Source organism: Corynebacterium maris DSM 45190, from assembly GCF_000442645.1.
GTDB classification, from domain to species: Bacteria; Actinomycetota; Actinomycetes; order Mycobacteriales; family Mycobacteriaceae; genus Corynebacterium; species Corynebacterium maris.
Genome location: NC_021915.1, coordinates 445,259 through 466,720, shown reverse-complemented (window position 1 = coordinate 466,720; position 21,462 = coordinate 445,259). Strand labels below are relative to the sequence as shown.

At 69.0% G+C, this 21,462-nt stretch carries 23 protein-coding genes; 3 read left to right on the top strand and 20 right to left on the bottom strand.

The window, feature by feature from the left end:
- Window positions 1-32: 32 nt before the first annotated feature.
- From B841_RS02200 to hemL, 4 genes are read right to left on the bottom strand one after another with little or no spacing between them, the layout of a single operon-like run.
- A complete protein-coding gene (locus B841_RS02200; RefSeq protein WP_020933853.1) occupies window positions 33-836 on the bottom strand; it encodes a cytochrome c biogenesis CcdA family protein in 804 nt (267 codons plus the stop codon).
- Complete coding sequence (locus B841_RS02195) at window positions 833-1,432, bottom strand: TlpA disulfide reductase family protein (protein ID WP_020933852.1); 600 nt, start codon at window positions 1,430-1,432, stop codon at window positions 833-835. Before B841_RS02195 ends, B841_RS02200 begins: the two co-directional genes overlap by 4 nt.
- A 2-nt stretch (window positions 1,433-1,434) precedes the next feature.
- Window positions 1,435-2,043 (bottom strand): histidine phosphatase family protein, encoded by a 609-nt coding sequence (locus B841_RS02190; protein WP_020933851.1) that lies wholly within the window; start codon window positions 2,041-2,043, stop codon window positions 1,435-1,437.
- 25 nt (window positions 2,044-2,068) lie between these two features.
- Entirely contained in the window at window positions 2,069-3,391 is a 1,323-nt protein-coding gene (gene hemL / locus B841_RS02185; protein WP_020933850.1) for a glutamate-1-semialdehyde 2,1-aminomutase, read from the bottom strand.
- 412 nt (window positions 3,392-3,803) lie between these two features.
- On the opposite strand from hemL, the gene B841_RS02180 reads away from it, so the two are divergent.
- Complete coding sequence (locus B841_RS02180) at window positions 3,804-4,943, top strand: HNH endonuclease signature motif containing protein (protein WP_020933849.1); 1,140 nt, start codon at window positions 3,804-3,806, stop codon at window positions 4,941-4,943.
- Here B841_RS02180 and B841_RS02175 read toward each other — a convergent pair.
- The 10 genes from B841_RS02175 to B841_RS02130 form a co-directional block, all read right to left on the bottom strand.
- Window positions 4,940-6,337 carry a protoporphyrinogen oxidase gene (locus B841_RS02175; protein WP_020933848.1) on the bottom strand — a complete coding sequence of 466 codons (1,398 nt, stop codon included), beginning with the start codon at window positions 6,335-6,337 and terminating at the stop codon, window positions 4,940-4,942. The two genes, B841_RS02180 and B841_RS02175, sit on opposite strands and share 4 nt — an antisense overlap.
- A 6-nt stretch (window positions 6,338-6,343) precedes the next feature.
- Window positions 6,344-7,405, bottom strand: coding sequence for a uroporphyrinogen decarboxylase (gene hemE / locus B841_RS02170; RefSeq protein WP_020933847.1), 1,062 nt, complete (start codon window positions 7,403-7,405; stop codon window positions 6,344-6,346).
- Between the two features lie 54 nt (window positions 7,406-7,459).
- The gene (locus B841_RS02165; protein ID WP_020933846.1) at window positions 7,460-7,954 is read right to left on the bottom strand and encodes a hypothetical protein; all 495 of its coding nucleotides are present in this window, start codon (window positions 7,952-7,954) and stop codon (window positions 7,460-7,462) included.
- 9 nt (window positions 7,955-7,963) lie between these two features.
- Window positions 7,964-8,536 carry a hypothetical protein gene (locus B841_RS02160; RefSeq protein ID WP_156844666.1) on the bottom strand — a complete coding sequence of 191 codons (573 nt, stop codon included), beginning with the start codon at window positions 8,534-8,536 and terminating at the stop codon, window positions 7,964-7,966.
- Entirely contained in the window at window positions 8,533-9,519 is a 987-nt protein-coding gene (gene hemB / locus B841_RS02155; RefSeq protein ID WP_020933844.1) for a porphobilinogen synthase, read from the bottom strand. Before hemB ends, B841_RS02160 begins: the two co-directional genes overlap by 4 nt.
- A 64-nt stretch (window positions 9,520-9,583) precedes the next feature.
- Window positions 9,584-11,323: a bifunctional uroporphyrinogen-III C-methyltransferase/uroporphyrinogen-III synthase gene (locus B841_RS02150; RefSeq protein ID WP_020933843.1), complete on the bottom strand. Its 1,740-nt coding sequence runs from the start codon at window positions 11,321-11,323 to the stop codon at window positions 9,584-9,586.
- A gap of 216 nt (window positions 11,324-11,539) precedes the next feature.
- Window positions 11,540-11,911, bottom strand: a complete 372-nt coding sequence (locus B841_RS02145) for a hypothetical protein (RefSeq protein WP_020933842.1) — start codon at window positions 11,909-11,911, stop codon at window positions 11,540-11,542.
- A 9-nt stretch (window positions 11,912-11,920) separates the two neighbouring features.
- On the bottom strand, window positions 11,921-12,820 hold the full coding sequence (gene hemC, locus B841_RS02140) for a hydroxymethylbilane synthase (RefSeq protein ID WP_020933841.1): 900 nt from the start codon (window positions 12,818-12,820) through the stop codon (window positions 11,921-11,923).
- Complete coding sequence (locus B841_RS02135) at window positions 12,821-14,197, bottom strand: glutamyl-tRNA reductase (protein ID WP_020933840.1); 1,377 nt, start codon at window positions 14,195-14,197, stop codon at window positions 12,821-12,823.
- A 76-nt stretch (window positions 14,198-14,273) separates the two neighbouring features.
- Window positions 14,274-14,519: a glutaredoxin family protein gene (locus B841_RS02130; protein ID WP_041631700.1), complete on the bottom strand. Its 246-nt coding sequence runs from the start codon at window positions 14,517-14,519 to the stop codon at window positions 14,274-14,276.
- A 130-nt stretch (window positions 14,520-14,649) separates the two neighbouring features.
- Here B841_RS02130 and B841_RS02125 point away from each other — a divergent pair, with 130 nt between their 5' ends.
- On the top strand, window positions 14,650-15,735 hold the full coding sequence (locus B841_RS02125) for an HAD-IB family hydrolase (protein ID WP_020933838.1): 1,086 nt from the start codon (window positions 14,650-14,652) through the stop codon (window positions 15,733-15,735).
- A 55-nt stretch (window positions 15,736-15,790) separates the two neighbouring features.
- Here the strand turns inward: B841_RS02125 and B841_RS13545 are convergent, their stop codons facing one another.
- The 5 genes from B841_RS13545 to B841_RS02105 form a co-directional block, all read right to left on the bottom strand.
- Window positions 15,791-15,892 (bottom strand): 30S ribosomal protein bS22, encoded by a 102-nt coding sequence (locus tag B841_RS13545; RefSeq protein WP_084481952.1) that lies wholly within the window; start codon window positions 15,890-15,892, stop codon window positions 15,791-15,793.
- Between the two features lie 163 nt (window positions 15,893-16,055).
- Window positions 16,056-16,247: a helix-turn-helix domain-containing protein gene (locus B841_RS02120; RefSeq protein WP_020933837.1), complete on the bottom strand. Its 192-nt coding sequence runs from the start codon at window positions 16,245-16,247 to the stop codon at window positions 16,056-16,058.
- 134 nt (window positions 16,248-16,381) lie between these two features.
- On the bottom strand, window positions 16,382-17,197 hold the full coding sequence (gene proC, locus B841_RS02115) for a pyrroline-5-carboxylate reductase (protein ID WP_084481951.1): 816 nt from the start codon (window positions 17,195-17,197) through the stop codon (window positions 16,382-16,384).
- A 48-nt stretch (window positions 17,198-17,245) separates the two neighbouring features.
- Window positions 17,246-18,619 (bottom strand): hypothetical protein, encoded by a 1,374-nt coding sequence (locus B841_RS13810; RefSeq protein ID WP_020933835.1) that lies wholly within the window; start codon window positions 18,617-18,619, stop codon window positions 17,246-17,248.
- 17 nt (window positions 18,620-18,636) lie between these two features.
- Window positions 18,637-19,569, bottom strand: a complete 933-nt coding sequence (locus tag B841_RS02105; protein ID WP_041631699.1) for a Ppx/GppA phosphatase family protein — start codon at window positions 19,567-19,569, stop codon at window positions 18,637-18,639.
- Between the two features lie 34 nt (window positions 19,570-19,603).
- Here B841_RS02105 and B841_RS02100 point away from each other — a divergent pair, with 34 nt between their 5' ends.
- Window positions 19,604-20,533: a hypothetical protein gene (locus B841_RS02100; RefSeq protein WP_020933833.1), complete on the top strand. Its 930-nt coding sequence runs from the start codon at window positions 19,604-19,606 to the stop codon at window positions 20,531-20,533.
- On the opposite strand, the gene B841_RS02095 is transcribed toward B841_RS02100, so the two are convergent.
- Entirely contained in the window at window positions 20,496-21,458 is a 963-nt protein-coding gene (locus tag B841_RS02095; protein WP_020933832.1) for an alpha/beta fold hydrolase, read from the bottom strand. The two genes, B841_RS02100 and B841_RS02095, sit on opposite strands and share 38 nt — an antisense overlap.
- Window positions 21,459-21,462 lie beyond the last annotated feature (4 nt).

The window sequence follows — 21,462 nt, the reverse complement described above, 5'->3', positions numbered from 1 at the left end:
TCCAGACGGTATTCACAAACGGTCTCTGCTTCCTAAATTATGGTCGTGCCGAAGCCGACGGTCCACTGCCGGGCCCACCCGACGAAGTAGTTCCAGGCTCCACTGAGCAGCAGGACGCCCACGATGATCATGAGCACGCCGCCGATGATCTGGATGGTGCGCGAGTGCGTGCGCAGGAAACTTATCGACGTCATCGCCCAGTTCGCGCCGGCCGCGACCAGCAGGAACGGCAGGCCGAGCCCCAGGCAGTAGCCGATGATGAGCACAACGCCGCGCAGTGCGGTCATGCCTTCGGTGCCGGCGGAGACGGAGATGATGGCGGCCAGCGTCGGCCCCAGGCACGGGGTCCAGCCCAACGCGAACACCCCGCCCAGCAGCGGGGCGCCGAGCCACGTGGCCCACCGCTTCGGCTGCATGCGGGTGTCTTTCTGCAGGGCGGGCACCATGCCCATGAACACCACGCCCATGAGGATGGTGACGACGCCGCCGACCCGCATCAGGGTGTCGGTGTTCAACGCCAGCGCGCTGATCAGGCCGAACACGCTGACGGTGGCCAGGACGAACACCACGGTAAAGCCGAGGATGAACAACGCGGCGGCGCCGACCACCGCCCCCTGGCGTTTCTTGGTCACGACCGGGCCGTCCTTGCCCTCGTAGTCCATCTCCCCGCCGACGACGCCGGTCAGGTAGGACATGTAGCCCGGCACCAGCGGCACCACGCACGGGGAGGCGAAGGAAATCAGGCCCGCCAACGCGGCGGCGAGAACGCCGATGAGCAAGGGGCCGGTGGCGGCGACGTCCGCGAACGCCCCGCCCACGTCTTGCGCGAGGATCATGTCTCCTCCGTCAGTGGCAGCGCCACCTCGAGGATGTCGTCGGCGGTGACCTCCTGGAGGAAGACCGCGGCCGGGCGGTGTTCACGGTCGAGCACCACCGTCGTCGGGATCACCGAGGTCGGCACCCCGCCCAAGGCGATGGCCGTGCGGAACGGCGGGTCATAGATCGACGGGTAGGTCACCCCGTTGTCCAGGACGAAGTCCTGCGCGATCTCCGGCTGGTAGTCGCGCACGTTGATGCCCAGCACCGAACCGCCGAGCGGCTCCAGGGTCTCGTGCGCCTCCTGCAGGTCGTCGACCTCGGCGCGACACGGGGCGCACCACTGGCCCCAGGCGTTGATGACGACGACCTCGTCCTCGAAGTCGGCCAGGTCGATCGTCTCGTCCTGGTCCATCAACGACGTGCCGGAAAAGCCCTGCAACGGGGCGCGCTCCTCCTCGTCGTAGGTGATGACGGTGTCGCCGCCCGGGGAATGGAACTGGAAGGTTCCGCCCACGGCGACGGCGTTTTGCGCATTGTCGCCCGATTGGCCGCAGGCGACCAGAGCGACGGCGGAGGCGGCGACGACGGCGGTGAGCAGACTCCGTCGATGCATTCTTAAATCTCCCTAGCAGGTGTCGAATAGTAGATGTCGGTGATTTCTTCGCCCTGGAAGATCAGGGAGGAGACGCTGGCGAGGTCGCATTCGCGGCGCCACGGGCTGTGCGGCAGCGGCAGGCCGCGCACGGAGCGCTGCACCGTGACGATCGGCAGCTGGTGGCTGACCAGGATCGCCTCGTGGCCTTCTGCGGCGAGGCGGGCGCGCTCGACGGCGTCCATCATGCGGGCCAGGATCTCTCCGTAGGGCTCGCCCCAGCTGGGTTCCGACGGGCGCGCCATGTGCGGCCAGTGCCTGGGGTTGAGCAGCTGGGAGCGCCACCCCTTGGTGCGCAGGCCTTCGTAGGTGTTCCAGGACTCGACGAGGTCCTCGTCCGTCTCCACCTGCAGGCCGGTGACGTCGGCGAAGGGCCGGGAGGTCTCCTGTGCGCGGGTCAGCGGGCTGGCCGCCAAGTAGGCGACGTCGTGGCCGGCGAAGGAGGCCGCGGTGGCGGCCGCCTGGCTCGCTCCCCGGGAGGAGAGGTGGAAGCTCGGCAGACGCCCGTACAGAACCTGGGTGGGGTTGTGCACCTCGCCGTGTCGGACGAGGTGAACGATGGTCGTGCTCATGGATGCAGCGTGCCTTCCTGCTGGTTTAGTTGTCGGCTGTGGCTGCGGCGGCCGCCTGCGCGGCAGGGCGCAGGGCCGCCTCGATTACCTCGAAATCTTCGTCGGTCAGGGCGGTGGACACAAACCACGTCTCGAAGGCACTGGCCGGGGCGTAGACGCCGTGATCCAGCAGGGCGTGGAAGAAGGGGGCGAAGCGGAACGTGTCGGCGGCCTTCATGTCGGCGAAGTCACGGCCCTCGCCTTCGGCGAAGCGCACGGACAGCATCGAGGAGGCGCGCTGGATGTGGTGGGCCACGCCCTCGCGGTCCAGGGCCTCGGTGAGCAGGTCGGCCAGGCGATCGGCGTTGGCGGCCAGCACCGGGTAGACGTCCTCGTCGGCGGCGGTCAACGACGCCAGGCCCGCGGCCATGGCGACGGGGTTACCGGACAGGGTGCCGGCCTGGTAGACGGGGCCGTTCGGGGCGAGGCGGTCCATGACGTCGCGGCGGCCGCCGAAGGCCGCGGCGGGCAGCCCGCCGGAGACGACCTTGCCGAAGGTCGTCAGGTCGCCGGCGACCTCGTCGACGCCGTACCAGCCCCGGTAGGAGGTGCGGAAGCCGGTCATCACCTCGTCCATGATCAGCAGGGCGCCGTTGTCGTGCGCCAGCTTCTTCAGCGCCGCGTTGAAGCCCTCGCGCGGGGCGACGGTGCCCATGTTGCCGGCGGCCGCCTCCGTGATCACCGCGGCGATCTCGCCCGGGTGCTCGGCGAAGGCCGCCTGGACGGCGTCCAAGTCGTTGTAGGGCACGACGATGGTGTCGGCGGCCTGCGCGCCGGTCACGCCCGGGGAGTCCGGCAGCGCGAACGTGGCCACGCCGGAGCCGGCGGAAGCCAACAGCGCATCGACGTGGCCGTGGTAGCAGCCCTCGAACTTGATGATCTTGGCGCGGCCCGTGAACCCGCGCGCCAGACGCACCGCGCTCATCGTGGCCTCGGTGCCCGAGTTCACCAGGCGGACCTGGTCGACGGAGGTGCGCTCGACGATCGCCTCGGCGAGCTTGATCTCACCCTCGGTGGGGGCGCCGAAGGACAGGCCGTTTTTCACCGCGGCGTTGACGGCCTCGGTGATGGCCGGGTGGGCGTGGCCCATGAGCATCGGGCCCCAGGAGTTGACCAGGTCGACGTAGACGTTGCCGTCGACGTCGGTCAGGCGCGAACCCTGCGCGGAGGCGATGAAGCGGGCCTGGCCGCCCACCGAACCGAACGCGCGGACCGGCGAATTCACCCCGCCCGGGGTGGCGGCACGGGCCGCCTCAAACAATGCGGCGGAGCGGGAGGTGTTCGCGGAAGTCAGCTGCTGGTCAGTCATGCAGGCTATTGTAGGGGTTAGCGACGGGGTAAACCATATGGTTGTTTTCACGTCCTTGAAAAGTGGGTGCGCCCGCCGACGCACGCACGCGCGTGAACATCACTTTCCTGGGCGCCGGACTCGCCCTCACCGTCTAGAACCGCACCCCCGGCCGCCGCCCGGCACTGGCGGTCTGCGTGCAAGGCCTGCCCGAGGCGCTGCATCTCGGGGAGCCGGAAGGGGTGGACGTGCCCGAGTCCTGCCGCTGTTGGACTACACCGCCTGCGCCGAGCTGGGTTCCTTACAGCACGGGCAGGGCGCCGGCCGCGGCGACCATGACTTCTCGGCGATGGGTGTGCATCACCGGCAGTTATCCACAGGGCGCGCGCCGCCGGGCCCGGCGCTAGCCGCGTCGGCACCTACCGTCGGGGCCATGACCGTTCTGGACGCCCTCGCAGCCCTGCAGACCCAGGGCATCGGCCTGCTCGAGGCCGTCCGCGGCATGTCCAGAAACGAACTCGCCGCCTACGGGCTGCGCGGCGCCACCGCCGGTTCCTGGCTCCGGCTAGCCGACGTCTTCTTCGGCCCCACCCGCAGGCGCCGCGCCCAGGCCGCCGCCGTGGCCGCCGCCCGCGACGGCGAACTGTCCGTCGACGCGCTGCTGATCATCGACAAACACACCCGCAAACTTCTCGACGGCGACGAGTGGGCCCTGCGCGCCGAGCTCTGCCGGCTGCGCGGCACCGTCGACGACATCGACCGGGCGGCCGCCGCGCGGGTTCGGGAGCTGAACCGCACGGCCAAGGATTCTGACCGTAAGGCCTACGGGCGCCGGGCCCTGCGCGGCGGCAAGAACACCGACGCCCAGGGGCTGCGCACCATCACCGTCACCCTGCCGGAGCGTCTCATGGCCCAGGCGCTGGCCGCGCTGCGCACCACCGCCCGGGGCCTGCGCCGCGACAATGCGCGGCTGAGCTACGAACAGGCCATGGCCGACGCGTTCACCGCCCACATCCACGGGCGCGGCAAGGCCGCCGGGCGTGAGGCGCTGACCCCGCTCGTCGTGGTGGGGCTGCCCGACTGGGCGAGGCTGCTGCGCGGCGACGGCGGCGACTGCGTCTTCGCGCTCACTGACGGCACCACGATCACCGGCGCCGAACTCATCGCCCACTCCCTGGCCGACCACCACCTCGTCGGCCTGTACGACCCCGTCGCCGGGCCCGTCAACCTGTACCGCTCCCAACGGCAGGCCACCTTGAAACAACGCCTGCTGCTGAGCGCCGAAACCATCCTGTGCCCCTGGCCCGGCTGCACCACCGGCGCCGACGAATCCCAGGTGCACCACGTACGGGCCTGGAACCACGGCGGCGACACCAACCTCGACAACCTGTCGATGGCGTGCCCCGTCCACAACGGCCGCAACGACGACGACCCCAACGCCCCGCCGCGACACGGCCGGCTCGCGCGGGAGGGCGGACGCCTCGTCCACCACCCGCCCGACGGCGGACCCCCGCAGGTCAACACCCACCCGATCCGCGGGATGTCCGCCCGCGGGTTACTTGACGACGCCTAAACCAGGCGCCCGACCGCGGCGCGGGCGTCCGCGATCACCGCGGGCACCCCCACCCCGCCGGCCCAAGCGCCGGTGACTTCCAGACCCGCCACACCGTCGAGGTGGCCGCGCACGGCCGCGACGGTGTCCAAGTGCGTCTCGTCGTAGCGCGGCAGCCCGCCGAACCACCGCTGGGTGTAGATCTCAGCCAACCCGGCCTCCCGGCCGTCGAAACCGGTGATCTCCTGCAGATCATCCAACGCCCAGTCGACCAGATCGTCCTCGTCGGCGCGGACCGCGACGTCGTCGCCGAACCGGCCGAAGGAGGCACGCACCAGGGCGCCGCCCCGCTCCCCCAGGTGCGGCCACTTCTTCGACGAGAACGTGAAGGCCTTTGCCCGCACCCCCGGCTGGTCCGCGGCGATGAGCACACCCGAGTTGTCCGGCAGCCCCGCCCCGGAGTCGAACTTCAGGCCCACGACCACGGAGTTGGCCAACTGCACGGACTTCAACCGCTCGGAGGCCTCGGGCGCGATTTTCTTCAGCAGCAGCGCCGTCGTGGGCGCCGGGGTGGCCAGCACCACCTTGTCGTAGGGCTCGGAGGCCGGCTCCCCGCCGCCGACGACTGTATAGGTGTCACCCGAGCGCTCGACGCCCGCGATGAAGGCGTCGAGGTAGATCTCCGCGCCGGAGGCCTCCGCCAGGGCTTCGTAGGCTTCGGCGTAACCGCCACGGAAGGTGCCGAACACGGGGGCGGGTTTTTCTCCCGCCCCCGGGGCGGGGCGGGCGTCTTCGATGCGGCGCACCGCGGCGGAGAGGGTGGTCTTCTCCCCTGCCTCGGCCAGGGCGTCGAAGGCCTCGGCGAGCTGGGGGACGGTGGCGCGCATGCCGAGGTCGTCGGCGGTGCACGAGTACACCCCGCCCAGCAGGGCGGAGATGACGCGGTCGACGACTTCGTCGCCGTAGCGTTCGCGCACCAGCGCGCCGATGTTGACGTCCCCGCCGATCGCCCAGTCGATGGCCTCGGCGTCGCCTTCGGCGTCGATGCGGCGGGCGGTGTCTTCGCTGACCAGGTGCACCACGGGGGCGGAGGAGGACGGGATGCCCATCACTCCCCCGGCGGGCAGGTTCTTGGCCTGTCCTTCCGTGTAGACCAGCGAGCGCAGCCCCGAGGGGTGGACGATGGACTCGCCCAGGCCCAGTTCGGTGAAGTAGTCGACGGCGTCTTGCCGGCGCGCGAGGAAGGCTTCCGCGCCGAGGTCCGTCGGCCCGGAGGCGAAGGGGACGGTGAAGAGTTTGCCGCCGATGCGGTCGGTGGCTTCGAAGACGTGGATGGTCGCGTCGGCGTCGGCGCGGCGGATTTCGGTGGCGGCGGTCAGGCCGGCCAGGCCTGCGCCGATGACGGCGTAACGCATAGGGGGTTAGTTCTCCTCGTGGATGATGGCGACGGCTTCGGTGATGGCTTCGGCCTGGGTGGTGGGCAGGACGCCGTGGCCGAGGTTGAAGATGTGGCCGGTGGCGTCGCCGGCGTCGATGGCGCGGGCGGCTTCGGCCTTGATGCGGGCGACCTGCTGGCGCACGACGTCACCGCCGGCGAACAGCATGGCGGGGTCGAGGTTGCCTTGGATGGCCTTGGGGCCGGTGGCGGCGGCGATGCGGGAGGCGGCCTTGTCTAGCGGCACGCGCCAGTCGACGCCGACGATCTCGGAGCCGGCCTCGCTCATGGCGCCGAGGAGTTCGCCGGTGCCGACGCCGAAGTGGATGCGGGGGAGGTCGTCGTTGGCGACGGTCTCCAGGATTTCGACGGAGTAGGGCAGGACGAATTCGCGGTAGTCGGCTTCGGTGAGGAAGCCGGCCCAGGAGTCGAAGAGCTGCATCATGTCGATGCCGGCGTTGACCTGGGTGCGCAGGAAGGTGGTGATGGTGGGCACGAGGCGGCGCATGAGGGCGTGCCAGTCGTCCGGGGAGCCGTGCATCATGGCCTTGGTGCGTTCGTGGTTCTTGGACGGGCCGCCTTCGACGAGGTAGCTGGCAAGGGTGAAGGGGGCGCCGACGAAGCCGATGAGGGCTTGGTCGTCGCGCAGTTCGTCGAGGATGATCGAGATGCCGTCGGCGACTTCGTCGACTTCGTGGTCGAGGATGGGCAGGTTGTCGATGTCGGCGCGGGTGCGCACCGGCTGGTCCATGACGGGGCCGCGGCCGGGGACGATTTCGACGCCGACGCCGGCGGCTTTGAGGGGCACGACGATGTCGGAGAAGAGGATGGCGGCGTCGACGTCGTGGCGGCGGACGGGCTGGAGGGTGATTTCGGCCAGCAGCTCCGGCATGAAGCAGGAGTCGAGCATGGTGATGCCTTCGCGGGCCTTTTTGTATTCGGGCAGGGAGCGGCCTGCTTGGCGCATGAACCAGACGGGGGTTCGGGTGGGGGTGCGGCCGGCGGCGGCGTCAAGGATGGGGGCACGGTGTAACTGTCGACGTGTCATACCAATCGATTATCCACCATTAGTTCGATGAATGGCCAACTCTGGGTGGTGCGGCTACTGTTTTTCGGCCCACGTGGTGCGGATATAGAGGTTGGCGGCGGGCCGGAAGAGGAAGAGTGCGGCGACGGCGAGCAGCACGACGGCGGCGATGGAGGCCAGGCCGGCGGTTTGGATGGCGAAGGCGGCGACGTTGACGAAGATGGTCAGGGCGATGACGCCGGCGAGCCAGCGGCGGGAGATTTTGCCGCCGCCGCGGAGTTGGGCGGCGAGCAGGGCGATGAGGATCCCGGCGATGATGTTGACGGCGCCGGTGAAGCGTTGGTTGCTCATCAGTGCGTCGATGTAGTCGAGGTCGGCGTTGGGGTCGCCTTGGTAGCCGCTGAGCATGATGAAGCCGGTCAGCAGCAGGAGGACGGCGGCGGCGAGGCTGAGTCGGTGGCCGATTTTTAGGGAGGTGGGCCAGTCGCCGTCGGCGGGGAGGGTGACGTCGTGGCGGCGGTTGAGGTCGTTGGGGTCGCGGCGGTAGCCGCCGCCGTACATGCTCGACATGGGGGTGGGTCAGGTCCTGTCGTCGGGGGTGGTGAGCCAGGCGCGGGTGTCGGGGCGGGAGCCGAAGACGGCGCCGAGGACGGCGGCCACGCCGACGAGGATTTGGACGGCGCCGTCGGCGAGGAAGAGTGCGTCGGGGGCGTTGCCGCCGGCGGGGGTGATGAGGAAGACGGTGAGTCCGCGGAAGGCGAAGTAGATGGCGAAGATGGTCCACAGCCGTAGTGCGCCGGCGGCCCATTTGCCGTTTTTGTGGATGGCGACGATGGCGGCCGTGAGGATCGCGACGACGACGAGGTAGAACAGCGTGACGATGGCGACGGATCCCCAGGCGGTGGCTTCGACTAGGGGGCCGGTGTCGTCGGCGGCTTCGCGGGCGGCGCTCATCAGGGGGGCGGGGTCGACGACGGTGGTGACCACGTTGAGGATCAGGGCGATCACTTCGAGTCCGGCGGCGACCGCGAACATGGTCAGCATGAGGCGGGCGGATTCGGGTCGCCCGCCGTCACCGTCGTCTTCGGGCTTGTCGACGACCGTGACCGGCAGGTTGGGCCGCCGGCCGGGTCCTTTCATCGGTGCGCTCAACGGTTCAGCACCTTCGCTGCTTCGACGGCGAAGTAGGTGAAGATCTGGTCGGCGCCGGCGCGTTTGATGGAGGTCAGCGATTCCATCATGACGGCTTCCAGGTCGACCCAGCCGTTGCGGCCGGCTGCCTGGATCATCGCGTACTCGCCAGAGACCTGGTAGGCGGCCACCGGCACGGGTGAGCTGTCGGCCAGGGCGCTGAGTACGTCGAGGTACGGCAGGGCGGGTTTGACCATGACGAAGTCGGCGCCTTCGTCGACGTCGAGTTGGGTTTCCAGCAGCGATTCGCGCAGGTTGGCGGGGTCTTGCTGGTAGGTGCGGCGGTCGCCTTCCAGGGAGGAGCCGACGGCTTCGCGGAAGGGGCCGAAGTAGGCGGAGGCGTACTTGGCGGAGTAGGCCATGATGGCGACGTCGGCGAAGCCGGCGGCGTCGAGGGCGGCGCGGATGACGCCGACTTGGCCGTCCATCATGCCGGAGGGGCTGACGATGTGGGCTCCGGCCTCGGCCTGGGCGACGGCTTGTTTGGCGTAGAGCTCCAAGGTGGCGTCGTTGTCGATGTTGCCGGCGTCGTCGAGGACGCCGCAGTGGCCGTGGTCGGTGAATTCGTCGAGGCAGGTGTCCGCCATCAGCAGGATCTCGTCGCCGAATTCGGCGCGCAGTTCGCGCAGGGCGCGGTTGAGCACGCCGTCGGGGTTCCAGGCTTCGGAGCCGTCGGCGTCCTTGCCCTCGTCGCGGGGCACGCCGAAGAGGTCGACGCAGCGGATTCCGGCGTCGGCGGCTTCGCGGACGGCGGCCTTCAGCGAGTCGAGGGTGTGCTGGTACACCCCGGGCATGGAGCTGATTTCGCGGGGTTCGTCGATGCCGTCGGCGTAGAACATCGGCAGGATCAGGTCCGCCGGGTGCAGCCGGGTTTCGGAGACGAGCTCGCGCATGGCCGGGGTGGTGCGCAGTCGGCGGGGGCGACGGGAGGGGAAGTTCGACAAGGCGGGGTCCTTACTCTCGAAAGGCGAACGGTGTCTGTCCACCCATCTTAGGACCCCGCCCGTCTCAGGCGCTTTCCGCCGGGGCTTGGGCCGCCGCGGCCGGCTTGCGGCGGGCGCGGCGCTTCTTCTTCGGCGGCGGCAGCTGGCCGGCGGCGCGCAGGTCGGCGACGTGCTCGGCCAGGGCGTCGACCAGGTTCGGCACGTCGGCGATCTCGGGGACGACGTCGACGCGCAGGCCCATTTCGCGGGCGGTGGCTTCGGTCATGGGGCCGATGCAGGCGATGATGGTGCGCTGGTGCGGTTTGCCGGCGATGCCGACCAGGTTCTTGACCGTGGACGACGAGGTGAAGCACACCGCGTCGAAGCCGCCGGACTTGATCTGGTCGCGGACTTCGGCCGGCGGCGGGGCGGCGCGGACGGTGCGGTAGGCGACGATGTCGTCGACTTCCCAGCCGAGGTCGAGCAGCCCGTCGACGAGTACGTCGGTGGCGATGTCGGCGCGCGGCAGCAGCACGCGTCCCACCGGGTCGAGTTCTTCGACGTATTCGGGGAAGACCTTGACCAGGCCGCCGGCGTTCTGCTCGGTGGGTGCGGGCAGCAGTTCGGGGGTCATGCCGAGGTCGCGCAGGGCTTGGGCGGTCTTGGTGCCGACGGCCGCCAGGTGCACCCCGGCGAAGGAGCGGGAGTCCAGGCCGAGGGCGACGAGCTTGTCCCACACGGCGGAGACGGCGTTGACGGAGGTGAACACGACCCACTTGTAGCGGCCTTCGACGATGCCCTTGATCGCGCGGTCCATCTGCGCGGGGTTGCGCGGCGGTTCCACGGAGATCGTGGGCACGGACTGCGGGATGGCGCCGTAGCCGGAGAGCTGGGCGCTCATCGAGGCGGCCTGCTCCTTGGAGCGCGGCACGAGCACCCGCCAGCCGTAGAGGGGGCGGTTTTCCCACCAGGAGTACTTGGTGCGCTCGTCGGCGGCGGTGCCGAGGGTGACCACCAGCTGGCCGGGCAGTTCGGCGTCGAGCTTGGCCAGGGTGCCCAGGGTGGCGTCGTAGCTGCGCTGCAGGCGGGTGGTGCCGTGGGTGGTGACCGTCACCGGGGTGTGCACGCTCATCCCTTGGGCCTGCAGTTCGGTGGCGATCGTGGCCAGGTCCTCGGCGGTGGCCTGCAGCACCAGCGGTTGCGGGGCGGCGGCCAGCTGCGCCCAGTCGATGTCCTGGTCGGTGACGTCGGCCTCCGTGTAGGTGGAGCCCAGCGCGATGCCGGCGAAGGACGGCACGGTCGACGGCAGGGACATGCCCGGCACGACCTGGAATTCCAGGCCGGCTTCGGCGACGGCGGTGATCTCTGCCATGACGGAGGCGCGGGTCAGTGGGTTGCCGGAGACCAGGCGGACGACGTGGCCGTCGCCGCCTTCGCCGCGCAGGTAGGCGTCTGCGACGTCGTCTTGGGCCCGCCGCAGTTCCTTGACGACGTCCACCGGGGTCGTCTCCTCTGCGGGCAGTTCCCGGACCTCTCCCGCGGATGGCGTCGCCGGGCGGGGCGGCTTGCGCCTGGCGCCGGCCTCCTTGGCCTCGGCGCACATGCGCTCGTACTCTTGCTCGGCCTCGTCCAGCACGGACTGTGGGACCGGCAGGTTCCCGCCGACGATGTCGCGGACGTCGCTGAGCACGTCAGTGTCAGTCACGGCGATGACGTTGTCGGCGAGGACCTCGCGGGCGCGAACGGTCAACAGGTCGGGGTTACCCGGACCGGCGCCGACGAAAACGATCTTCCCCGGCTGGGGAGTCTGTGGTGCCTGGCTCATACAGTTCTTTTCTAGGGTGTGTGAGGGGGTGAACCCGCCCAGGGGCCCGGCCCGGGACGGGTGATAAGTGCTGCTAGTTGCCGGTGGCGGGACGCAGCCCGCTGCGAGCGGGGGACCAATCGCTCCGACGGCGAACTTCGTGTGATAGATACACCATAAATTAGTGAGGGCCGGAATGAAAAACGGCCCGATGCGCCACCGCCCGGTCCTGGGGTGCTACATGAGGCGCTTGCGCAGGGCGCGGGCGTAGGTCTGTGCCTTGGGGGTGGAGACGATGATCCGGTCGACGGTGGCGCCCATCAGGTCGAGGATGATCCCCGGCCCTTCCCGGTGGCAGACCAGAAACGTGGTGGTTTGTTCCGCGTCATGGGCGTAAACGCCCGTGGTGGTCATGCCCGGAATGCGGGTGGCTTGGACGCGGCGGCCCTTGGTGCGCTCGTAGGCGACGGCGGCGACGACGCTGTCGACCGGTTCCACTGCGGTGATCGTCCGCAGCGGGAGGGCGAAGTGGGAACGCCCGGAGGCGAGTTTCTCCCACCAGGTGAGAGTGACGGTCACCCGATCATCGGTGATCGACAGTTCGGCCATCGGGCTAGGTTAGCCGTCGATCAGGTCGGCGGCGCCGTCGTCAAGCAGCTTCTCGGCCAGTTCGACGCCCAGGGCCACGCCGTCGTCGCCGGCGCCTTCGGCGACCAGCTGGGCGGAGCCGTCGACGGCGAAGACGCCGGCGCGCAGGGTGATCTCGCCGGCGTCGTCGATGGTGGACCACGCGGCGACGGGGGCGGTGCAGCCGGCTTCGAGGCGGCGCAGGACGGAGCGTTCCGCGGCGGCGCAGACCCCGGCCTCGGGGTCGACGAGGGTGTCGATGGCGGCGCGGGCGCGCTCGTCGTCGACGCGGCACTCCACGGCCAGGGCGCCCTGGGAGGGCGCCGGGTAGATCACGGCCGGGTCGAAGACCTCGGTGGCGCGCTCGCCCTGGCCGACGCGGACCAGGCCGGCGTACGCCAGCACGACGGCGTCGAGTTCGCCGCTGGTGACCTTGCCCATGCGGGTGTCGATGTTGCCGCGCAGCGGCAGGATCTCCAGGTCGGGGCGGGCGGCGCGCAGCTGGGAGATCCGGCGCGGCGCGGAGGTGCCCACCTTGGCGCCCTGCGGGAGGGTCTCCAGGGTCAGGCCGTCGCGGGCGATGAGCGCCTCGCGGTTGTCCTCGCGAACGGGGACGATGAGGTGGAAGCGCTCGTCGGGGGCGGTGGGCAGGTCCTTGTGGGAATGCACGGCGATGTCGCACTCGTCGTTTTCCATGGCTTCGCGCAGGGCCTGGGTGAACACGCCGACGCCGATGCGTTCGACGGGCGCCATGTTGACGTCGCCGGGGGTGGTGATGATCGTCAGTTCGGCCTCGTAGCCGGCGGCGATGATGGCGTCGCGCATGTGGCCGGCCTGGGTGGTGGCCAGCTTGGATCCGCGGGTGCCGATCCGCAAGGGGGCGTTCGTCATTTAATTGGAGTCCTTTCCAATGGTGAAGATGGTGCCGGTGGAGTCCCGGCCGACTGCGGGCAACGCCGTGGCTTCGACGGCGACCGAGGGGGCGTCCTCCGGGGCGTCGAGGCGCAGCCCGAAGAGTTGCTCCAAGGCTATGTCGTAGGTGACGCGTTGGCTATGGGACGCGAGTTCCTTGGCGCGCACGGTCGGGGTGTGCAGCAGTTCGTTGACCACGCGTCGCAACGCCTTGGTGACTTCGTTGAACTCCTTGTCGCCCGCCTCCGGGAGGCGGCCGCGCAGGCGGTCGAGTTCGCGTTCGACGACCTCGTTGGCGCTCTTGCGGATCGCGGTGAGCGCGGGCACGACGTCGCGGATGCGCTGCTCGGACTGGAACTCGGCGAGTTCCTGGGCGATGATCTCCTGCGCCTGCCGGTGGCTCGGCGAGGTGGAGTCCCGCGAGGTGATCGACTTGTGCAGCGACTCGATGTTGACCAGGGACACGCCGTCGAGTTCGCCGACGGCGTCGTCGATGTCACGTGGCAGGGACAGGTCGATCAGCGTCAGCGGCGCGGTGCGCCCGGCCGGGACGTCGTCGGCGTCGATGGTGAAGCCGTCGGCGCCGGTGGCGGAGACCGCGATGTCCACGACGTCCAGCACGCTGGCGCGGTCCTCGTAGTCGACCACCTCGGCCGTCACCCCGGCCTCGTGGGCGTGGCCGGCGAGGCGCTCGGCGCGCTCCCGGGTGCGGTTGGCGATGATCAGCTTGTCGATCCCCAGCTTGCCCAGGTGCGTCGCCGCCAGCGACGCCATGGCCCCGGCGCCCAACACGAGCGCCGTCTTGCCGCCGAACTCCTCCCAGCCGTGCTGCTCCAGCGCCCGGTCCAGGGCGAAGGTCACCATGGAGGCGCCGGCCTCGTCGATCTCCGTTTCGGCGTGGACGCGCTTGCCCACGTGCAGGGCCGACTGGGCCAGCGAGTGCAGGCGCGGGCCGACGGTGCCCTTGTCGTGGGCCTCCTGGTAGGCGGTGCGCACCTGGCCGATGATCTGCTGTTCGCCGACGACCATGGAGTCCAGCCCGGAGGTCACCACCATCATGTGTTCGGCCGCCGCGTCGGCGTAGCGCACGTACAGGTAGCCGCGCAGGGTTTCCGCGTCGACGCCGGAGATCTCCTGCAGGACGGCGAGGACGTCGCTGACCCCGGCGTGGAAGGAGTCGGTGGTCGAGTAGACCTCGAGTCGATTACAGGTCGAGACGATCATCGCCTCCGACAGGGCGGGCTGATCGAGGAGCCGGGTGGTCGTTTCGTTGCGCACCGTGTCGTCCATGCTCAATCTCTCGAGCAGGGACACGGGCGCAGAACGATGGGACATCCCGACGACGAGCACGCTCACAAAAAGTTCCTCCAACCGTTCGGGGTGCTTTCAGGCAATATCAATCGAAAGGATACCTTCGATAGGGCCAATTGTGTCATTCGCCCCGCAACTCGGCGGCGAGTTCCGCGTCGTCGACTTCCCAGCACGCGAATTCCTCGTCGTCGATGACCACCACCGGCACCCGGTCGCCGTATTCCATCGCCAGCTCCGCGTCGTGGTCGACGTTGCGCACCCGCAGCACCGCCCCGGCCGCGGCCACGACGGGGGTGATCTGGGCGTGCACCCGCTCGCAAGATCCGCAGGTGGTCCGCACCATCAACTCGACTACTGGCTGGCTCACGACGGCGGGTCCCCTTCCATTCATTTCCGTGGCGGGTTAAGAATTACGATGGTAGTCCTTACTGTACGCCGGGCACACACGCCCGCGCGCCGCGCAGCCCCGACACCGCAGGAAGGCGGGTACTCCGACGATGAGCGCCGATCCTCCCCACCCCCTGGATCCCGTCGACCCCTTCCCCACCGACCCCCGCGACTTCGTCGCCACGTGGGCGGCCTCGAGGGGCAAGCTGCGGCGTTTCATCGAAGACTCCGTCGCTCCCCCAATCGACGACCAGTCCCAGCGGGAAGCGGGCCAAGCCGCCGCGGAGGAGGCGTTTCAGGAGACTTTCGGCCTGGGGTTCCAGGATTTCTCCACCGGGGTGAGCTCCGTGTCCGGGTCGGTGCGCGCCGCCGGCGGATGGCGGCTGACGGAACCGGACCCGGACATCCCCGTCGACGTGGGCGCGGCGGCGTTCTTCGACGTGGACAACACCCTCATCCAGGGGTCGTCGCTGATCGAGCTGGCCATCGGCATGGCCCGCAAGAAATTCTTCTCCCTCTCAGAGATCCTGCCGGTGATGTGGAAGCAGCTGAAGTTCCGGTTCACCGGCACCGAAAACGCGGGGGACGTGGCCAAGGGCCGCACCCAGGCGATGGAGTTCATCAAGGGCCGCAAACTGGCGGACCTCGTGGAGATCAGCGAGGACATCGTCGACGCCAAGATGATCGCCAAGATCTACTCCGGGACGCGCGAGCTGGCGCAGATGCACCTGGACGCCGGCCAGCAGGTGTGGCTGGTCACCGCCACCCCGGTGCAGCTGGCGCAGATCCTGGCCAAACGGCTGGGCTTCACCGGCGCACTGGGCACCGTCGCGGAGACCGAGGACGGGGTGCTCACCGGACGGCTGGTCGGCGACATCCTGCACGGGCCGGGCAAAGCGCACGCGGTGGCGGCGCTGGCCGCCCTGGAGGAACTCGACCTGTCGCGGTGCACCGCGTACTCGGACTCCATCAACGACGTGCCGATGCTGTCGATGGTGGGCACCGCGGTGGCGGTGAACCCGGACGGCAAGCTCAAGTCCGAGGCGCAGCGCCGCGGCTGGCTGGTGCGCGATTACCGCAGCACGCGCCGGGCGGTGCGCACGTGGGGCGTGCCCACGCTCATCACCGCCGGGTTTTCGCTGTGGCGGCTGCGGTTGCGGACGCGGCGGAAGCGGGCGGCGGCGAGGACCGCCTGAGAAAGCGCGACGGGCCCCACATGCGAACATGTGGGGCCCGTCGGGTCGGTCGGCTTTACTTGCCGAGCTTACGACGCTGGACGCGGGTGCGACGAAGCATCTTGCGGTGCTTCTTCTTCGACATACGCTTACGACGCTTCTTGACGACAGAACCCATAGAGGTGTCCTCATTTCCTGGTTGTAGTTCGAACTTGCAAACCCGTCGCCCTCACGCGGGGTGAAGTTCGAGGTGCACTCTCGACCCGCGGGCGGACACGAATAGGTCAATCATAGCGAGCGATAAGGCGGCGACAAAAGTGCCGCCGCCAAAAACGCCCGTCTCAGCCGACCTCGTAGTACGACGAGTCGAGGTAATCCTTCACGGCCTTCTCCGGCACGCGGAACGAACGCCCCACCCGCACGGAAGCCATCTCACCGGCGTGAATGAGCCGGTAGACCGTCATCTTCGAGACGCGCATGATGTCTGCGACCTCGGCGACGGTGAGGAACTTTCCCTGATCTTCATGAGCCATATTTTCACTACCCTTCAGCATGTGGCGCGCTGCAGGCTTCCCCTCCCGCAGGACATACACGCACGTGCCTGAACAAGCTTAGCGTTAATCTTGTGACAGGTGCGACTGACCCGCAGGGAGAAAATCGACTCCTGCTACTTGCCCAACTCGGCGGAACGCTGGGCGCACTTTTCAGCCGCCCGGAAGAACGCGCCACGCAGGCCGGACTCCTCCAGCTCCCGCAGCGCAGCCACGGTGGTACCGCCCGGGGAGGACACGTTGGTGCGCAGCGTCGTCGGATCATCCTCGCCGTGACCCAGCAGCGCGCCGGCGCCCTCGGCGGCGGTGGTGGCCAGCTTCGTGGCGACGTCACGCTTGAGGCCCAGCTGCACCCCGGCGTCGATGAGCGCCTCAGTGACCAGGAAGTAGTAGGCGGGCGAGGAACCGGCCAGCGCGGTGACCGCGTCCATGTCGGATTCGGCGACGACGGCGACTTCGCCGACGGCGCGCAGCATCTCCTCTACGGCCGCCATCTGCTCGTCACTGACGTAGCGGCCCGGCGCGGCGGCGCTCATGCCCTTGCCCACCAGCATCGGGGTGTTCGGCATGACGCGCACGACCGGGGTGCCGGCGGGCAGCGACTCCTCCATCTGCGCCAGCGTCACGCCGGCGGCCAGGGAGACCACGGTGGTGGAGTCGTTGTCGTCGACGGTGTCGGAGACCTCCTCGAGCATCGCCGTGACACCGACGGGCTTGACGCACAGCGCCACGATGTCCGCGCCCGCCACCGCCCGGTTGTTGTCGTCCGTGCCGTTTACGCCGTATTTCTCGATGAGTTCTTCCCGGCGGGAGGGGGTGCGGTTGGTGACGGTGATGGATGCGGGGTCGTGGCCGGAGGCGACGAGGCCTGAGATCAGGGCCTCGCCGATCTTGCCGCCGCCGATTACTGCGATAGAAGTCATGGCCTCGATGGTGCCAGAGAACGCGCCCCCGGCGCACCCTCAGAAAGGTGAGGGGCGTTACAGGGAGATCAGCGCGGGGCCGAAAGTGGTCACCAGCCCCACGAGTCCGGCCAGGGTCATGGTCATGCTGTCGCGGGTGGTGCGCAGGGCGCGGACCGCGAAGATCATGGCGACGGTGACCACCAGCGCCAGCGCCCCGGTCAGCCAGGGGTTGAGTGCGCCCCAGAGCATTTCGAAGACGAAGAAGACGACGGCGCCGAGCACGACGCCGACGACCGCCATGCCGATGACGGCCACGGCGTTGCCGCCGGACTCTTCGTCGGTCTTTTGCTCGACGTCGGTGCGCGGGCGTTCCGCGACTCGGACGTTGCCGCCCTCCGCGGAGTCGCCGACGGCGGGCATGACGCCGGTGTCCTCCACTTTCGGCGTCGACGACGCCACGGGGGCCTCCACCGCGGAGCGCTTCGTCTCGGCGGCCGTCTTCGGTTCCTGGGCGTCGACCTTCTTGAGCACGCCGGTCTTCGCGTCGTCTTCCGCTTCCGGAGCGGCGGGCTTCGTCGGGGTCACCGGGGGTTTCTTGGCCTCGGCGGGAGTCTTCGCCGCGGGTTCCGGCTTCTTGGTCTCCGGCTTCTTAGGGGCAGCGGACGTGGCGGCCGGAGTCTTGACCGTAGGCGTCTTAGCCGCGGACTTCTTCGCTTCCGCGGGCTTCTTGGTCTCCGCGGGCGTGGTGGCGGCAGGTTTCGCTGCCGGCTTCTTGGCGTCGGCGGGTTTCTTCGGCTGCGCCGGCTTCTTAGGGGCAGCGGGGGTGGCGGCCGGGGTCTTCGCCGCGGGGGTCTTGGGTTCCGGTTTCTTCGGCTCCGCCGACTTGGTGGCCTCGGCTGGCTTTGCGACGGGCTTCTTCGCTTCCGCAGGCTTTGTGGCCTCCACCGGTGTGGTGGCGGCAGGTTTCGCTGCCGGCTTCTTAGGCTCGGGCTTCTTAGTTTCTGCCGGCTTGGCGGCCGGGGCTTTATCTTCCGGTTTCTTGGCGTCGGCGGGTTTCTTCGGCTGCGCCGGCTTCTTAGGGGCAGCGGGGGTGGCGGCAGGGGCCTTCGCCTCCGGCTTCGTCGCTTCCGCGGGCTTCTTCGTTTCCGCGGGTGTGGTGGCGGAAGGCTTCTCTGCCGGCTTTTTCGCCTCAGCCGGCTTCTTTGCCTCCGGCTGCGGGGTCTTCGCGGGGGTCGAGGGCTTCTCTTCCCCGTCGATCGACACCGCGGTGTGCTTCGCCTGCGGCGGGGCGTCGGTGACCGCGGGGAACGAGCCGGTCAGCTCGGCGACGGAGATGCCGCCGTCTTCCAGGCTGCGTCGACGGCGTCGCTTGGGCGTGCCCGCGTCAGGGTTGTCCTTGCGCGCACGAGCCAGCAACTCTGCAACTGTCAGCTGCTTGTCTTCAGCCATGATCGTCTCCTCGTTCCTTATTCTGCCAGACCCTTGTCCAGGCGTTGCAGGATGACTCCTTCGCGCAACGCCCAGGGACAAATCTCAATTTTCTCAAGACCCAGCGCACGCATCCCGGCCTCGGCCACGAGAGCTCCGGCCACGATCTGGTGGGACCGGTCCGCGCTGATGCCCTCCAGCTCTGCCCGGTCGGCCGCGGTCATCCTGGAGATGAACGCGATCAACTGGCGCAGACCCGGCGCGGTCAACGTTCGCTGAATGTACGGTCCCGCGGAGCTCGGCGCCGCGCCGGTGAGGCGGGCGAGCGTACGGAACGTCTTCGATGTTCCCACTGCCAGGCCGTCCACGCCAACCGTTTTGAATTGGCGGGCGGCGTCGGCCAGTTCCGCGTCGATGTAGTCGCGGAGCATGTTGATCTTTTTGCGCTCGGGCGGGTCGGTGTCGAACCAGTGGTGGGTGAGGCGCCCGGCGCCCAGGTCGAAGGACAGCGCCAGGTCGGGGTCCTCGTCGGAGCCGGTGGACAGTTCGAAGGAGCCGCCGCCGATGTCGAGGTTGGTGATGCGACCGACGGACCAGCCGTACCAGCGGCGGGCGGCGAGGAAGGTCAGACGGGCTTCGTCTGCGCCGGTGAGCACGCGCAGGCGGACGCCGGTTTCTTGTTCCACGTGGTCGAGGACGTCGTCGCTGTTGGTGGCGGAGCGGACGGCGGAGGTCGCGAACGCGATCATTTCCTCACAGCCGAGTTTGACCACCAGGTCCGCGGCCTCTTCCACGGCGCTGGTCAGCTTTTTCAGCCCTTTCGCGTCGATGGCGCCGTCGTCGTCAAGCGTTTCGACGAGCCGAAGTCCGGTCTTCCAGTCGCTCATGGGGGTTGGACGGCCGCCTGCCCGGGCGTCGACCGCCACGAGATGGACCGTGTTGCTGCCCACATCCAATACACCTAATCTCACACTTTCTAGGTTAGACGGTCTAGGGTGTGCGGGTGTGAACCAACCTCGCAGCACCACGGTATTCCTCGGCTTCCCGGCGGACTCCCCCGCTGGGCGGTCCATTTCCTCCGGCCGGGAGGTCGCGCCCGATTTTCCGCGCGATTGGTTTGAATTCACCAACCCGGCGGACGAGCACCACGTCTTCTCCGTTGACTTGACGTGGGTGGAGTCGCATTGGGGGTGCGCGTTCGGCACGGACGCGTGCCCGGGCATCAACTCGGAGACCCCGGACATCGGCTGCTGCACGCACGGGGCGTACATGGCGGACGAGGTGGACCGGGATCAGCTGTATGACGCGGTGGCGGAGATGCCGGCGAAGTACTGGCAGAACCGCCCGGTGCGGCTGGACGAGTTTCTTGCGGACGACGATCCCGCCCAGCTGGATCCGTGGCTGGTGTGGGACGAGTTGGATGACGAGGACGGCAATCCGGAGCCGGCGTTGAAGACGAAGGTCATCGACGGGGCCTGTATTTTCGCCAACCGCGACGGTTGGGCGACGGGCACCGGCTGTGCGCTGCACCAGTGGGCGGTGGACACCGGCCAGGAGTTGACGGTGGCCAAGCCGGAGGTGTGCTGGCAGGTGCCGTTGCGTCGCCACGAGGAGTATGAGGAGCGTACCGACGGGCAGGAGATCCTGCGCACCACCATCGGCGAGTACGACCGTCGGGCGTGGGGCAACGGCGGGGAGGACTTCGACTGGTACTGCACCGGCGACTCCGGTTGCCACACCTCTTCGGAGCCGGTGTGGAAGAGCGAGAAGAACGAGCTTATCGCCCTGATGGGTGAGGAGTGCTACCAGATTCTGGCCGATCACTGCCAGGCGCGTGCCGACGCCGCCGACGCCGTGGGCGAGGACGCGGGCCTGTTCGCCCGGCACCCCGCCACCGTCAAGGCGAAGGCGGAAGGTGGCGTTCCACGAAGCTGACGATCTCCGCGATCACCAGGTCGCGGGTCTCGGGTTCGTTGTGGATTTCGTGGCGCACCCCCGGGTACACCCGGGTGCGCACGCTGCGGTTGCCGGCCGACCACAGCTGATTCGCCAGGTGGTAGGCGCCTTCGCCGTAGTTGCCCATGGGGTCCTGGTCGCCGGACATGATCAGCACCGGCATGGTCGTGGGCAGCCGTTTGGCGAACCAGTCGGTGCCCACCCGGATATATAGGAGCAACAGGTCGCGGGCGAATTCGCTGGTGGGGTGCACCCGGGTGCTGCCCAGCGGGTCGGCGTCGAAGTCGGCGCGCACGGCCTCGCTGCGCGCGATCCAGGCGGTGGGCGGGGCGTCGTCGCCGAAGCGGTAGTTCGTCCGGCCGGCCAACACGCCCATGAGTTCGTTCATGGCGCCTTCCTCCCGACCGCTGGGGGTCAGCGCCGCCCGCGCGCCGTAGCGCACGACCTCGAGGTCTAGGCCGACGGAGCTCAATTGCTCGACCACGCCGCTGAGGATCACGCCGGTGAGCTCCCCCGGGTGGCGGGAGACGTACTCGCGGGCGATCATCGACCCCCAGCTGTGCCCGAAGAGAAAGAGCGGGGCGTCCGGGAAGCGCTGCCGAACGTGCTCGGTGAGGGTGCGCTCGTCACGAATGTAGGTTTCGTAGCCGGTGCCGCCGGTGTCCTGCCAGTGGCCGGACTCCCGGGCGGTGACCCCGTGGCCGACGTGATCGTCGGCGGCGACCACGTAGCCGTCTGAGACCAGGGTCTCGATCATGCGGCGGTAGCGGCCGTGGTGTTCGGCGTAGCCGTGCAGCAGCTGGATCACCGCCCGCGGCTGGCCGTGGGGGCGGTAGATCCACGCGTGCACGTGGTCGCGCTTGTTGAAGGAGGGGAAGGTGAACTCCTCTGCCGTCAACGCCATGCGT

Bases quoted from the DNA above. Each gene is read 5' to 3' on its own strand.
- B841_RS02125 (WP_020933838.1), top strand. From the start codon at position 14,650: ATGAGCGCCGATCCTCCCCACCCCCTGGATCCCGTCGACCCCTTCCCC.
- B841_RS02145 (WP_020933842.1), bottom strand. From the start codon at position 11,911: ATGGCCGAACTGTCGATCACCGATGATCGGGTGACCGTCACTCTCACC.
- B841_RS02120 (WP_020933837.1), bottom strand. From the start codon at position 16,247: ATGGCTCATGAAGATCAGGGAAAGTTCCTCACCGTCGCCGAGGTCGCA.
- B841_RS02165 (WP_020933846.1), bottom strand. From the start codon at position 7,954: ATGTCGAGCATGTACGGCGGCGGCTACCGCCGCGACCCCAACGACCTC.
- hemE (WP_020933847.1), bottom strand. From the start codon at position 7,405: ATGACACGTCGACAGTTACACCGTGCCCCCATCCTTGACGCCGCCGCC.
- B841_RS02150 (WP_020933843.1), bottom strand. From the start codon at position 11,323: ATGAGCCAGGCACCACAGACTCCCCAGCCGGGGAAGATCGTTTTCGTC.
- B841_RS02175 (WP_020933848.1), bottom strand. From the start codon at position 6,337: ATGCGTTACGCCGTCATCGGCGCAGGCCTGGCCGGCCTGACCGCCGCC.
- B841_RS13545 (WP_084481952.1), bottom strand. From the start codon at position 15,892: ATGGGTTCTGTCGTCAAGAAGCGTCGTAAGCGTATGTCGAAGAAGAAG.
- B841_RS13810 (WP_020933835.1), bottom strand. From the start codon at position 18,619: ATGGCTGAAGACAAGCAGCTGACAGTTGCAGAGTTGCTGGCTCGTGCG.
- B841_RS02190 (WP_020933851.1), bottom strand. From the start codon at position 2,043: ATGAGCACGACCATCGTTCACCTCGTCCGACACGGCGAGGTGCACAAC.
- B841_RS02200 (WP_020933853.1), bottom strand. From the start codon at position 836: ATGATCCTCGCGCAAGACGTGGGCGGGGCGTTCGCGGACGTCGCCGCC.
- hemL (WP_020933850.1), bottom strand. From the start codon at position 3,391: ATGACTGACCAGCAGCTGACTTCCGCGAACACCTCCCGCTCCGCCGCA.
- B841_RS02095 (WP_020933832.1), bottom strand. From the start codon at position 21,458: ATGGCGTTGACGGCAGAGGAGTTCACCTTCCCCTCCTTCAACAAGCGC.
- B841_RS02195 (WP_020933852.1), bottom strand. From the start codon at position 1,432: ATGCATCGACGGAGTCTGCTCACCGCCGTCGTCGCCGCCTCCGCCGTC.
- hemC (WP_020933841.1), bottom strand. From the start codon at position 12,820: ATGACGAACGCCCCCTTGCGGATCGGCACCCGCGGATCCAAGCTGGCC.
- B841_RS02180 (WP_020933849.1), top strand. From the start codon at position 3,804: ATGACCGTTCTGGACGCCCTCGCAGCCCTGCAGACCCAGGGCATCGGC.